Raw genomic sequence first — 12,894 nt, 5'->3', positions numbered from 1 at the left:
CACCGGCCGGACGCGCCGGTGGCCGGCACCCCGCTCGGGGTGCCGGCCACCGGCGTCAGTACCTCAGCGGCACCGCATCAGTAGCGGTACTGCTCCGGCTTGTACGGGCCCTCGACCGGAACGCCGATGTAGTCGGCCTGGTCCTGGGTCAGGGTGGTCAGCTTCACGCCCAGCGCGTCGAGGTGCAGGCGCGCGACCTTCTCGTCCAGGTGCTTCGGCAGCACGTAGACGCCGATCGGGTACTGCTCGGTCTTCGTGAACAGCTCGATCTGGGCGATCGTCTGGTTGGCGAAGGAGTTGGACATCACGAAGGACGGGTGGCCGGTCGCGTTGCCCAGGTTCAGCAGGCGGCCCTCGGAGAGGACGATGATGGTGCGACCGTCGGCCTTGCGCCACTCGTGGACCTGCGGCTTGACCTCGGTCTTCACGACGCCCGGCAGCTGCGCCAGGCCGGCCATGTCGATCTCGTTGTCGAAGTGGCCGATGTTGCCGACGATGGCCTGGTGCTTCATCCGCGCCATGTGGGAGGCCAGGATGATGTCCTTGTTGCCGGTGGTGGTGATGAAGATGTCGGCGGTCTCGACGACGTCCTCCAGGGTGGCGACCTGGTAGCCGTCCATCGCCGCCTGGAGCGCGCAGATCGGGTCGATCTCGGTGACGATGACGCGGGCGCCCTGGCCGCGCAGCGACTCGGCGCAGCCCTTGCCGACGTCGCCGTAGCCGCAGACGACCGCGACCTTTCCGCCGATCAGGACGTCGGTGGCACGGTTGATGCCGTCGATGAGCGAGTGGCGGCAGCCGTACTTGTTGTCGAACTTCGACTTGGTGACCGAGTCGTTGACGTTGATGGCCGGGAACAGCAGCTGGCCGTCACGGTGCATCTCGTACAGACGGTGGACACCGGTGGTGGTCTCCTCGGTCACGCCCTTGATGGTGGCGGCGACCTCGGTCCACTTGTTCGGGGTGTCCTTCAGGGTGCGGTTGAGCAGCTCCAGGATGATCCGGAACTCGTCGTTGTCCGCGGTGGACGGGTCCGGCGCGCTGCCGGCCTTCTCGAACTCGACACCCTTGTGGATCAGCAGGGTGGCGTCGCCGCCGTCGTCCAGGATCATGTTCGGGGTCTTGCCGTCAGGCCAGGTCAGCGCCTGCTCGGTGCACCACCAGTACTCCTCCAGGGTCTCGCCCTTCCAGGCGAAGACCGGGATGCCCTGCGGGTTCTCCGGGGTGCCCTCCGGGCCGACGGCGATGGCCGCGGCCGCGTGGTCCTGGGTGGAGAAGATGTTGCAGGAGCACCAGCGGACCTCGGCACCGAGCGCCGTCAGGGTCTCGATCAGCACGGCGGTCTGGATCGTCATGTGCAGCGAGCCGGTGATGCGGGCGCCGGCCAGCGGCTTCGACTCGGCGTACTCGGCGCGGATGGACATGAGGCCGGGCATCTCGTGCTCGGCCAGCTGGATCTCCTTGCGGCCGAACGGCGCCAGGGAAAGGTCGGCGACCTTGAAGTCACCGGTGGTGTCGCTGGACATGCGTCTGCTCCTCGCTGATGGGGTGGGGCCGAAGGTCCGGTCGTGTGTCGCGCGCGGCAGGCCGTACGGGTGCACGGCTACGCCCGGGCCGCCGGGTCCCCGCGGTGGCGGACCGGCTCCCTGTTGCGCAGCACAAACCGTCGGAGGACCTCTCTCCCTCGACCGGCGCACACCCTACGGGCGCGGACCGCCGATCGACCGCCATCAGCAGCGACGTTCTGGCTCTGGTGACGAATCTACACCGACGGCCCCACCGGCCGTCTGCCGATGACCGATTTCGGCCCCCGGCCCGACCGGGGCTCCAGTGCGGCTCCGCCGCCCGCTCGGGGCGGGGCGGAGGGGCGTCAGTGCGCGGCTTCCGGGCCCGGCCCGCCGGGCGTGGCGGCCGGGTCCTCGCCCGCCGCGGCCTTCTCCGCGCTGTAGACGTCGGGCTCCAGGTAGATGGCCCGCGCGATCGGGACGGCGGCCCGGACCCGCTCCTCGGCCGCGTCGATGGCCTCCGCCACCAGGGCGGCACTGTCCTCGGCATTGACGCCGATCTTGGCGGCGACCAGCAGCTCCTCCGGGCCGAGGTGCATGGTCCGCATGTGGATCACCCGGGTCACGGAGCGGCCGTCCACCAGCGCCTCGCGGATCCGGCGCACCGCGTCCTTGTCGGCGGACTCGCCGAGCAGCAGCGACTTGGTCTCCATGGCGAGCACCACGGCGATCACCACCAGCAGGACACCGATGCACAGGGTGCCGATGCCGTCCCAGACGCCGTCACCGGTGATCACGGTGAGCGAGACGCCGAACAGCGCGAGCACCAGGCCGATCAGCGCGCCGGTGTCCTCCAGCAGCACGACGGGCAGCTCCGGCGCCTTGGCGGTGCGGATGAACTGCACCCAGCTCCGGTTGCCCTTCATCTTCGCCGACTCCCGCATCGCGGTGAGGAAGGACCAGCCCTCCATCGCGATGGCGAAGACCAGCACGCCGACCGCCCAGACCCAGGAGTCCAGCGCCTCCGGGTGGTTGACCTTGTGCCAGCCCTCGTAGATCGCGAACAGGCCACCGACGCTGAACAGCACGATGGCCACCAGGAAGGCGTACACGTAGCGCTCGCGGCCGTACCCGAACGGGTGCTCCTCGTCCGCCTCCCGGCGGGCCCGCTTGCCGCCGACCAGCAGCAGCACCTGGTTGCCGGAGTCGGCCACCGAGTGCACGCCCTCGGCCAGCATCGAGGACGAGCCGGTGAAGCCGAAGGCGGCGAACTTGGCCGCCGCGATCGCCAGGTTCGCGGACAGCGCCGCCACCAGTGCCTTGGTGCCGCCTTCGGTGCTCATGCCTGGGTGTCCTCACGGGGTCGGTCAGCGTCGTCGACCGCTTACCGTACCGGCCGCGCGGCCCGGCCCGTTCGACCGTCTCAGGACTGCGCGGCAGCGAGGCCCAGGTAGACGGCGGCGAAGTCGGTCAGCGCGACCAGGTCGACCAGGGCGTGCAGCACGTCCGGCCGGGCGCTCGCGTACTCGGTCAGCCGGACGTCGTGCGCGGCGGCCAGCCGGTGTGCCCGGGTCACCCCGAAGCTGCGCGGGCCCGTGTCCTCCTCCGGCACCTCGGCCGGCCCGTCCTGCTCGTCCGACGCTCCGCCGGCCGGGCCCGGGGCGTGCCTCAGCAGCAGGACCTGCAGGTGCAGCGGGTCCGGCTCCTCGACCCGGTCACGGAAGAAGTCGTCCGGGTCGGCGCCCGCGCCCAGCTGCCCGGTGAACATGCCGCGGTGGGCGGTGAGCACCTGCGGCAGTTCCCCGGCCAGCGCCGGCCGTCCGGCCCGGTCGGCCAGCTGGGCGGCGAAGCGGTCGGCGGCGGCGCCGGCGATCGGGCCCTCGGCCCACAGCAGCGGAACCGTCCCGGCCAGCCGAGCGGCCAGTCCCTTCGCCGGGTTGGTGTACGCGGCGGCGTCGGGGCGGCAACGCACGGCGGTGGCGTCCAGCAGGTCGGCGACGCCCGGCAGCGCGTCGTACGGCAGCTGGGTGAGGCCGATCTTCTGGGCGAGCGCCAGCAGCGGGGCGAGGTGGGACCAGAGCGCGGCCGGGTCCTCGGGCGGCAGGTCGGGCTCGGCGGCCGCGACGGCGGGCCGCCCGTCCTCGGGCAGCACCGAGGTCACGTACGGCAGGGGCAGCGCGCGCACCTGCAGGGCGGCCTCGGCCAGCGCGCTGCCCGCCGGGGCGGTGACGACGACCGCGCAGCCGCGCGCGTAGGCCTGCTCGGCGAGGCCGACCAGGCCCTGCTCGCCGCCGGCGGCGGAGCTGATCACCAGCAGGTCGAGCGGGCCGGCCCAGCCGGGCAGCTGCCAGCCGAGCCCGGTGGTGAAGGCGGGCGGGGCGCCGGCCCGGTCGGCGCGCGGGGCGGCCGCCTCGGCCGGCGGCAGCGGCACGACCAGGCTCGCGGTGCCGGCCAGCGCGGCCAGCATCCCGGCCGCGGTGAGCGCGCTGCCGTGTCCGGCGACCAGGACGGCGCGCGGGCGGCCGTCCGGGCGCAGCCGGTCGAGGCCGGCCGCGTCGGCCTGCCGCAGCGCGGTGCGGACCCGGGCACCGGCACCGGCCAGGGCCAGCAGGGCACCGTCCCGGTCCGCGCGCTGGAGGGCGGCCGGGTCGTCGAGCAGGGTGTCGTCGAGCATGCGGCGGGCCTCCGGCTGCGGTCCTGGGCGGCTGGCGGGGTGGGGCTTCGCCCCAAGGATCAGGCCGGGCGGCGGGCCTCGTCCACCAGGAGGACCGGAATGCCGTCGCGGACGGGGTACGCGAGGCCGCAGTCCGCGCCGGTGCAGACCAGCTCGGGCTGCTCCTCGGTGCCGCCCTCGGCGAGAGCGGCCCGGCACTGCGGGCAGACCAGGATCTCCAGCAGGAAGGATTCGAGCTTCATGGGGCTCTCCATAGTTCGGTGGTGGCACGGAGGTGCCCCGGCCGATAGGCAACCCTACCGGCCGGGGCACGAGCGCCTCGGGTGAGGCGCGCTTCGCTCAGTCGCCGAGCTCAGCCTCGGAGCGCAGCTGCGGAGCTCAGGCTCGGAGCGCAGCCGCGCAGCGCAGCTGCGGAGCTCAGCCGCGGACGAGGGCGAGCACGCCGTCGCGCAGCTCGGCCATCTTCGCCGGGTCCTTGGCCTCGACGTTCAGGCGCAGCAGCGGCTCGGTGTTGGAGGCGCGCAGGTTGAACCACCAGTCCGGGCCGGCCACGGTCAGGCCGTCCAGCTCGTCCACGGTGGTGCCCTCCGCGTCCGCGTAGGCGGCGCGGACGGCGGCGGTGCTGGCGGCCTGGTCGTCGACGGTGCTGTTGATCTCGCCGGAGGCCGCGTAGCGGTCGTACTCGGCGGTGAGCTCGGACAGCGTGCCCTGCTGCCCGCCGAGCGCGGCCAGCACGTGCAGCGCGGCCAGCATGCCGGTGTCGGCGCGCCAGAAGTCGCGGAAGTAGTAGTGGGCGGAGTGCTCGCCGCCGAAGACGGCGTCGGTGACGGCCATCTCCTGCTTGATGAAGGAGTGGCCGACCCGGGTGCGCACGGGCTTGGCACCCAGCTCGCGGACCACCTCGGGGACGGTCCAGGAGGTGATCAGGTTGTGGATGATCGTCGGCTCGGCCTCGCCGGCGGCCTGGGCACGGGCGATCTCGCGGGCGGCGACCAGGGCGGTGATCGCGGACGGGGAGACCGGCTCGCCGCGCTCGTCCACGACGAAGCAGCGGTCGGCGTCGCCGTCGAAGGCCAGGCCCACGTCGGCGCCGACCTCGCGGACCTTGGCCTGCAGGTCGACCAGGTTCTTCGGGTCGAGCGGGTTGGCCTCGTGGTTGGGGAAGGTGCCGTCCAGCTCGAAGTACATCGGGACGAGGTCGATCGGCAGGCCGTCGAAGACGGTCGGCACGGTGTGGCCGCCCATGCCGTTGCCGGCGTCGACCGCGACCTTGAGCGGGCGGATCGCGGTGAGGTCGACCAGGCCCAGCAGGTGGTCGGCGTAGCCGCGCAGGGTCTCCTGCTCGGAGAGCGCGCCGGGCTTCACGTCCCTGGCCGGGACCGTGACGGTGTCGTCGGCGGCGGTCCAGGACTCGACCAGCTCGCGGATCTCGGCCAGGCCGGTGTCCTGACCGACCGGGGCGGCGCCGGCCCGGCACAGCTTGATGCCGTTGTACTGGGCCGGGTTGTGGCTGGCGGTGAACATCGCGCCGGGCAGGTCGAGCTTGCCGCTGGCGTAGTAGAGCTGGTCGGTCGAGCAGAGCCCGATCCGCACCACGTCGGCGCCGTAGGCCGCGGCGCCCTCGGCGAAGGCCAGGCTGAGCGACGGGGAGGAGGGGCGCATGTCGTGGCCGACCACGATCGCGGACGCGCCGGTGACCTGGACGAACGCGGCACCGAAGGCCCGGGACAGGCTCTCGTCCCACTGGTCCGGGACGACGCCTCGGACGTCGTACGCCTTCACGAGCTGCTTGAGGTCGCGCACTGCGGCTCCACCCTGGTCTCTGTACTGGTCGGTCGGGATACGTCGGGGCCCACCGCCCGTCCGGTCGACGGACGCAGTGACGGTAGACGGGCAGCGTACCCGGGCCGGACGAACGCCCCGTGCGGGAGAGTCGTCAGTTGTCGGGCGAGCGCAGGACCCGGAGGTGGCCGCGACGGCTGCCCTCGGTGGAATCGCCCTCGGGTGCGCGGCCCTGACGGGGGGTCTGCGGGCGGGCGGCCTCGCGCACGGCGTTGGCGAGGGCCTCCAGGTCGTCGCTGCTGCGGCGCAGCGGCCCGGCCTCGGCGGCGAGCCGGACGACCTCCCAGCCGCGCGGGGCGGTGAGGCGCTCGGCGTGCTCGGCGCACAGGTCGTAGCAGTGCGGCTCGGCGTAGGTCGCGAGGGGGCCCAGGACGGCGGTGGAATCCGCGTAGACGTACGTCAGCGTCGCGACGGCCGGCCGGCCGCACGCGGTCCGCGAACAACGACGTACAGAGCTCACGAGGGTGGACGGTACCGCACTCCCCGCCGGGGAGCGAAGACCGCCTGCCCGGAGGGTGTGCCGTGTCGCCCTCCGGGCGCCGGGGCCGCGTATCGGCCGCCCCGGGCGTTTCCCCGTCGGAGTGGTCCACTTCCGACCGTCCAAGGACTACTCTCGGCAGTGATATGGACAGCTCCGCACCGCAGTCATCGACAGGCCCAGCGCGCCGCCCCCGGCACCGCGACCGGCACGGCAGGGGGCTGCGCGGCCCGCTGGCGCCCCCGCAGGTGCCGATCTCGCTCACCCGCTCCGAACTGTTCGACGACTACGTGCGCGAGTCGGTGGAACGACTGGAACGGCGTTGGCCGCAGCTGATCGAGGTGGAGTTCGCCGTCCAGGAGGTGCCGCTGCACGAGCCGGACGGCGCCGACGCCGAGGACGGCGTGCCGCTGGGGCGGGTGTCCCCGGGCACGCAGGGGCGCAAGAGTCAGATCGTGGTGTACCGGCGGCCGGTGGAGATCCGGGCGAAGACCCGGGAGGACCGCGCGGCGCTGGTGCACGAGATCCTGATCGAGCAGGTCGCCGAGTTGCTGGGCCTCTCGCCGGACGCCATCGACCCGCGCTACGACGAGGACTGAGCCGGGGCCGGTTCGGCCGGGGTCCGGGGCGGCACCACGCGGTGCCGCCCCTTCGGCTTGCTCAGCGCAGGACGACGCCCGGGTCCTGGGCGGCCTGCGGGACCTTGACGGTGCTGTGGTCGTCGCGCAGCGCCTGGACGGTGAACATCGGCACGTCCTTGGCGGGGATGGAGAGCATCCGGGCGGCGACCACGGGGCCGCCGGAGACGGTCTCCACGGTGAGCGCGAAGACCCCGTTCAGCCCGGCGGGCTCGGGCGCCGGGAGGGCGACGGTGCCGCCGGCCGGGATCTGGACCTCCTTGGTGGCCGGGGTGCCGCCGCCGCTGCCGGCCGAGGCGGTGACCCGGACGGTGGCGGCGTCGCCGGCGGAGGTCAGGTAGAGCGTGGAGGCGCCGGTCCGGTTGTCGGCGACGGTGGCGCGGGCGCCGACCGGGTTGCTGCCGGTGAGCCAGGCCGCGTCGGACTTGCCGTTGGCCGCCGCCCGGTCGACCCGCAGCCCGGCCACGACGGGGGTGGGGTGCTTGGGGTCACTGGGCGACAGCCGCAGGCCGGCGACCTCGTCACGGGTGACCTTGCCGAGGTCGACGGCGGCCACCATGCCCGCCTTGACGTGGATCGACTCGTTGCCGGCCGGGGTGAACCAGCCGTTCTTGCCGGAGAGCTGGATCTTCAGGTCGGCGTCGTCCTCCGGCGGCGCCCAGACCACCAGGCGGGCCGAGGCGGTGTCCGCCGGCAGGCCGGGCAGCACCTGGGTGTCGGCCGGGGCGGCCGAGGCGGGGATCCAGTCGGCGCCCTTGTTGCCGTCGGCGGCGTGCAGGGCGGCACCGATCCGGCCGGAGCGGACCACCACGTGCACGGCGAGGTCGGCGACGGCGCCCTTGGTGAGGGTCGACAGCAGGACGGCCTGGGAGCTGCCCGGGGCGACGGTCAGGCCGTTGGCGGCGTCGTTCTCGATCAGGCCCTTGTCGCCGTACAGCTTGATGTCGACCACCGCGGCGGAGGACTCGGTGTTGACCAGGCTCAGGTAGTCGACGCGGTCGCCGGCCGTGCTGGCCCCGGCGAACCAGAAGCCGGTGCCGGCCGGGGTGCAGGTGACGCCGGACAGGCCGAGGCCGCGCTGCTCGGTGACCACGGTGGTCTGGGTGACGGTGAAGCCGGGGGCGAGGGCGCCGGTGGCGACCGCTCCGGTGCCGGACGCGGTGTCCCCGTTGGCCGCCGGGCCGGTCGCGGGCGTGCCGGGCTTGGTCAGGGTCAGCCGGGCGTCCGCGGGTGCGGCGTTCTTGTCCTGGGCCGGGGCGGTGGTCGGCGCGCCCGAGCCGGTCGGGGCCGGCGTGGTGGCCGTCGGGGTGGCCGGGGCCGAGGGGGTGCCGGAGGGCTGGGCGGCGGGCACGGCGGGCGCGGCCGCGTCCGACAGCCAGCCGGAGCCGCCGGTGGCGGAGCCGCTCCCGGGCGGGGTGTAGGCGGAGAGCGTGGTCGAGCCGGTCAGGCCCTGCAGGGGCTGCGGGCAGACCGCGCCGGTCCGCTCGACCTGCGCGGTGCTGGGGGCCGCTCCCCCGTCCGCCGAGGCCGGGGCGGCCGGCGGGCGCACCTGGGCGATCCCGAACACCGCCGCGAGCACCACGGCCGCGGCGAGCAGGGACGGGGTCGTCCTCGTCCCGCCGGCCTTGCCGGCGAACCGGCCGGGCGCGCCGGCCGGGTCGGGCGCGGACGACTCCGGCGCGGGGGCGGTGCCGACCGGCTCGGGGGCCTCGTCGGCGCCGGGCTTCTTCCTGAATGCGGGCTTCTTCATCGCGGGTCAGCTCCCCGATCCGGGCTGGTGCGGGTACCGGCCGGTCCCGTTGGGGTCGTTCGGGTCGTAGTAGGGCTCGGCCTGCGGCTGCCCCGGCAGCCAGGGCTGCTGGTGCTCGGGCTGCTGGTACCCGTCGTAGCCGTACTGCGGCTGCTCCGACGGGTACGGCTGCTCGTAGCCCTGCTGGGGGTAGGCCTGTCCGCCGTCGTAGCCCTGTCCGTCGTACCCCTGGGTCTCGTAGCCCTGGGTCTCGTAGCCCTGGCCGCCGTAGGGCGCGGCCACCGGCTGCTGGGCCGCGTACTGGTCGTAGCTGTACGGGTCGGCCTGCTGGTACGTCTGGTACGGGTCGCTGTACGGCTCGGCCTCCTGGACGGCGGCGGCCGCCTGGACCGCCTCGGTCACCGGTTCGCCGGCCGGCTGCGCCGGGACCGCGCCCGGCCGGCCCTCGTACACCCCGGCCTCGTCGGCGCCGGGCTCGCCGCCCTCGCCGCGCTCGGCCATCCGGCGGGCCCGGCGGCTGCCGGGGGCGGGGGCCTGCGCCTGGGCGGCGGCGGCCAGCGCGGCGGCGGCCACCACCTCCTCGGGCAGGTCGTCGTCGTTGTGGTTGCGGCGGCCGGGCAGGGCCAGCACCAGGATGGTCAGGCCGAGCAGCACCTGGCCCCAGATCCAGCCGGTGTGGGCGAGGCTGCCCTCCCGGGTGACGGTCAGCTTGCCACCGCCGGCCGGGAGCTTGAAGCCCTGCGCCCAGCCGTCGACCGTGGTGGGCTCCAGCGCGGTGCCGTCCACGGTGGCCTTCCACTCGGGCGCGGCCGACTCGGCGAGCCGCAGCACGCGGCCGTCCGGACCGGCCGGGACGGTGGCCGCGAGGTCGCGGGCACCGGACGGGACGACCACCGGGGTGGTGCCCGGGCCGGTGATCACCGCGCGGACGGCGGGGGCACCGCTGACCTGCCACAGCGCGGTGCCGTTGTCCTGGTTGGTCTTGACCAGGCCGGGCGTGGTGTCCAGGACGTCCCGGAAGACGTCGATCACCGGCTGCTCGACCAGCACGTAGGCGATGCCGTAGCCGGCCAGGGCGTTGGCCTGGTCGGCGCCGGAGCCGGCCAGCAGGCTGCCGACCATCCGGTTGAGGCCGTCCTGGGTGCCGGTCGCCGGGTCGACGGTGGACTCGGCCTGGCCGAGCGTCAGGCCGGCGCCGCGCACCACGGTGTAGCGGACGGCGCCGCCGCTCTTCTCGCCGGTGACGACGAGGGTGCGGGAACGGTCGGTGGTGCCGGCCTCCTCGGCGATGAAGGCGGGCACCTGACCGCTGTCGGCGCGGTGCAGCGGCTTGCCGGCGCCGGTCAGCGCCCACCACAGGCCGGTGCCCAGCGGGGCCAGCACCGCGGTGGCCACCACCAGGGCGGCGACCGGCTGGCGCCAGCCGAAGGCGATCCCGGCGACGCGGGCGTTGGCGCCGTCGGCGCCGATCGCGGCCGCGGCCAGCAGGGCGATACCGGCGATCAGGGTGGCCGGGCCGGCCCAGGCGGGGACCGCCGGACCGCCGGAGGCCGGGGTGACGGAGGCACCGGCCACCACGACCGAGAAGACCAGGCCCGCGCCGGCCGCGCCCCAGGCGGCGAGCACCGCGCGGCGGCGGTCGGCGCGCAGCAGCGCGGCGAGCGCGGCGAGGACGACGCCCACCGACAGCCAGATCGGCGGCACGCCGGCGCCGCCCGGGTTGACCAGCAACAGGCCGGCCGCGCTCGCACCGGTGCCGTGCAGACCGGGCAGCCCGGCCTCCAGCAGCAGCGACTGCGGGTGCGACAGCACCTTGAGCGACCACGGGGCCAGCACCGCGACCGGGACCGCGAGGATCACCAGGACGCGCAGCCCGAGCAGCCGCAGCGCCGTACCGCCGGAGCCGAAGGCACCGCCGCGCACGACCGCGGCGACGAGCATCGCGAGGCAGAGCGGAACGGCGAGCGCCCAGGTCAGCGGGACGAAGGCGGTGGCCAGACCGAGCAGCAGGACGGCCATCCAGACCGGCCGCCAGCCCGGGCGGGCGCCCTTGGCGGCACTCTCGTCCCGGATGCCGAGACCGGCCGCGATCGCGGCGGCGCGGGCCAGCGGCGGCAGCAGCACGGCGAGGACGGCGGTGCCGATCCGGCCCTGGGCGAGCGCGCCGGTCGCGGCGGGCAGCAGCGCGTAGGTGGCACTGGCCCAGGCGCGGACGAGCTTGGAGTCCAGCAGCGGCCGGGACACCAGGTAGGCGCTGACCGCGGACAGCGGGACGGTGAGCACGACGAGCAGGGTGAGCGCGAGGTCGGCGTGGTCGAACAGCAGCCAGGACAGCACCGCGAGCACACCGAGGTACGGCGGTGCGGCGGCGGTGGAGCCCGTACCGACCGGGTGCCAGGCGTCCGCGTACATCGACCAGAGGCCGCTCGCGCCGTCGGAGGCGGGCAGCAGCGCGCCGCCGAAGAGCTCGCCGCTGCCGAACAGGCCGCGGCAGGCGATCAGGGCGAACACCAGCAGGGCCGCGAAGAGCACCGGCGCGGGGCGCCGGGCGAGCTTCTTGATCAGCGCGAACTGCTCGACGACCAGGTCCTCGGAGTCGTCGTCGCCGCCGGCCTCGGCCGAGCCGTGCCGGCTGCCGGTGTCGTCACTGCCCCCTATCCCGAGCGAGCCGATGACGCCTTCGACGGCCAGCCGGGTGGTGGCGCCGGGCGCCGGGAAGAGCGTGCGGTCGTCCAGGGCGTCCGCCGCCCTGGTCCGGGCGCGGCGTTTGCGCGCGGCCAGCAGCCTCGGGAACCGGACGAGTTCGTGGCCGAGACCGGCGAGCTCGTCGACGGCCTGGCGCGGGTCCTTGCCGAGCAGGTTGGTGACGGCCCGCAGCAGGGTGCCGAGCACCAGTCGCAGCAGGACGTAGGGGAAGAGCGCGCCCCGGCAGTTGGCCAGCAGCGAGTAGACGGCACCGGCCTTGTCCACCCGGTGCGGGTGGGAGGAGGCGCAGTCGATGGCGCGGCGTTCGCGGGCGGAGGCCTCGGCGTGCCGCAGCACCGCGTCGGGGGCGATCACGACGCGGTGGCCGGCGGCGTTGACCCGCCAGCAGAAGTCGGTGTCGTCCCGCATCAGCGGGAGGGCCTTGTCGAAGCCGCCGAGCTCCTCGAAGACGTCCCGGCGCACCAGCATGCCGGCGCTGGAGACGGCGAGCACCGGGCGGACCTGGTCGTGCTGACCCTGGTCCTGCTCACGGCGGTCGAGGCCGGTCCAGCGCCGCCCGGAGCGGGCGATCGTCACGCCGACCTCAAGGAGCTGCCGGCGGTCGTACCAGCTGCGCAGCTTGGGGCCGACCACGGCGGCACTGGGGGTGGAGTCGGCGACCTGGAGCAGGCGGCGCAGCGCGTCGGTCTGCGGCTCGCAGTCGTCGTGCAGCAGCCAGAGCCACTCGACCGGCTGGGTCTCGCGCGGGCCGCCGCGGCCGAGGTCGTCCTCCTGGGCGAGCGGGTCGCCGAAGTCGTCCCAGCCGCCGGTGACCGGGTCGTAGCCGGAGGGGTCGAGCCGGTAGGGCAGGTCCTCGGGGCGCAGCGGCGGGCTGTTGAAGACGGCCTCGGCGACGGCGGTGCCGAAGCCGGCCCTGCGGCCGAGGACGAGCGGGCCGCTCTCGGGGAGCCAGTCGGCGAGGGTGTCGGCGAGCAGCTGCGGGGAGCTGTCGGTGGAGCCGGTGTCGACCGCGAGGACGCGCTGGACCTGGCGGTCCTGCCCGAGCAGTCCCGCCAGCGCCTGGGGCAGCCAGCGGGCGCCGTCGTGCGAGACGATCACCGCGGTGACCAGGTGGCGCGGGTAGGCGGGTGGCCGGGAAGCGGTGAAGCCGCTCTGGTGGCTGTAGACGGTCATCGAGTGCGCGGGCCCCAGTTCTCGGTGGACACAGCCGGTGAACGGCAACCGGATGGCGCACCACACTAACGGCTCCGGGTGGACGCTTCGTCCGGGAGGCCGGTGCGGGGACGGTGAAGGAGACGGCG

9 protein-coding genes are annotated in these 12,894 nt (G+C 74.7%); 1 reads left to right on the top strand and 8 read right to left on the bottom strand.

The genetic code is table 11. The features are described from left to right. Positions 1–77 precede the first annotated feature (77 nt). From ahcY to ACFV04_RS30520, 6 genes are all read right to left on the bottom strand, one after another. Entirely contained in the window at positions 78–1,526 is a 1,449-nt protein-coding gene (gene ahcY, locus ACFV04_RS30545; protein WP_360266240.1) for an adenosylhomocysteinase, read from the bottom strand. Between the two features lie 344 nt (positions 1,527–1,870). Then, on the bottom strand, positions 1,871–2,848 hold the full coding sequence (locus ACFV04_RS30540; protein WP_380533911.1) for a cation diffusion facilitator family transporter: 978 nt from the start codon (positions 2,846–2,848) through the stop codon (positions 1,871–1,873). 80 nt (positions 2,849–2,928) lie between these two features. After that, on the bottom strand, positions 2,929–4,179 hold the full coding sequence (locus tag ACFV04_RS30535) for an SIS domain-containing protein (RefSeq protein ID WP_380533909.1): 1,251 nt from the start codon (positions 4,177–4,179) through the stop codon (positions 2,929–2,931). 59 nt (positions 4,180–4,238) lie between these two features. After that, the gene (locus ACFV04_RS30530) at positions 4,239–4,421 is read right to left on the bottom strand and encodes a Trm112 family protein (protein WP_097237660.1); all 183 of its coding nucleotides are present in this window, start codon (positions 4,419–4,421) and stop codon (positions 4,239–4,241) included. Between the two features lie 175 nt (positions 4,422–4,596). After that, on the bottom strand, positions 4,597–5,982 hold the full coding sequence (locus ACFV04_RS30525; protein WP_380533907.1) for a phosphomannomutase/phosphoglucomutase: 1,386 nt from the start codon (positions 5,980–5,982) through the stop codon (positions 4,597–4,599). Between the two features lie 133 nt (positions 5,983–6,115). Then, the gene (locus tag ACFV04_RS30520; RefSeq protein ID WP_360266228.1) at positions 6,116–6,481 is read right to left on the bottom strand and encodes a DUF3499 domain-containing protein; all 366 of its coding nucleotides are present in this window, start codon (positions 6,479–6,481) and stop codon (positions 6,116–6,118) included. A gap of 164 nt (positions 6,482–6,645) precedes the next feature. Here ACFV04_RS30520 and ACFV04_RS30515 point away from each other — a divergent pair, with 164 nt between their 5' ends. After that, positions 6,646–7,098, top strand: a complete 453-nt coding sequence (locus ACFV04_RS30515) for a metallopeptidase family protein (protein ID WP_360266225.1) — start codon at positions 6,646–6,648, stop codon at positions 7,096–7,098. A 61-nt stretch (positions 7,099–7,159) separates the two neighbouring features. On the opposite strand, the gene ACFV04_RS30510 is transcribed toward ACFV04_RS30515, so the two are convergent. Together ACFV04_RS30510 and ACFV04_RS30505 are read right to left on the bottom strand one after the other, a co-directional pair. After that, complete coding sequence (locus ACFV04_RS30510; protein ID WP_380533904.1) at positions 7,160–8,887, bottom strand: DUF5719 family protein; 1,728 nt, start codon at positions 8,885–8,887, stop codon at positions 7,160–7,162. 6 nt (positions 8,888–8,893) lie between these two features. Beyond that, positions 8,894–12,766: a glycosyltransferase gene (locus ACFV04_RS30505; RefSeq protein WP_380343860.1), complete on the bottom strand. Its 3,873-nt coding sequence runs from the start codon at positions 12,764–12,766 to the stop codon at positions 8,894–8,896. Between the last annotated feature and the right edge of the window lie 128 nt (positions 12,767–12,894).

Source organism: Kitasatospora sp. NPDC059599 (genome assembly GCF_042735125.1).
Taxonomy (GTDB): domain Bacteria; phylum Actinomycetota; class Actinomycetes; order Streptomycetales; family Streptomycetaceae; genus Kitasatospora.
This window is presented reverse-complemented; position numbering and strand designations above follow the sequence as displayed.

Excerpts from the sequence above, each read along its gene's own strand:
- ahcY (WP_360266240.1), bottom strand. The coding sequence starts at position 1,526 with ATGTCCAGCGACACCACCGGTGACTTCAAGGTCGCCGACCTTTCCCTG.
- ACFV04_RS30540 (WP_380533911.1), bottom strand. The coding sequence starts at position 2,848 with ATGAGCACCGAAGGCGGCACCAAGGCACTGGTGGCGGCGCTGTCCGCG.
- ACFV04_RS30535 (WP_380533909.1), bottom strand. The coding sequence starts at position 4,179 with ATGCTCGACGACACCCTGCTCGACGACCCGGCCGCCCTCCAGCGCGCG.
- ACFV04_RS30530 (WP_097237660.1), bottom strand. The coding sequence starts at position 4,421 with ATGAAGCTCGAATCCTTCCTGCTGGAGATCCTGGTCTGCCCGCAGTGC.
- ACFV04_RS30515 (WP_360266225.1), top strand. The coding sequence starts at position 6,646 with ATGGACAGCTCCGCACCGCAGTCATCGACAGGCCCAGCGCGCCGCCCC.
- ACFV04_RS30510 (WP_380533904.1), bottom strand. The coding sequence starts at position 8,887 with ATGAAGAAGCCCGCATTCAGGAAGAAGCCCGGCGCCGACGAGGCCCCC.
- ACFV04_RS30505 (WP_380343860.1), bottom strand. The coding sequence starts at position 12,766 with ATGACCGTCTACAGCCACCAGAGCGGCTTCACCGCTTCCCGGCCACCC.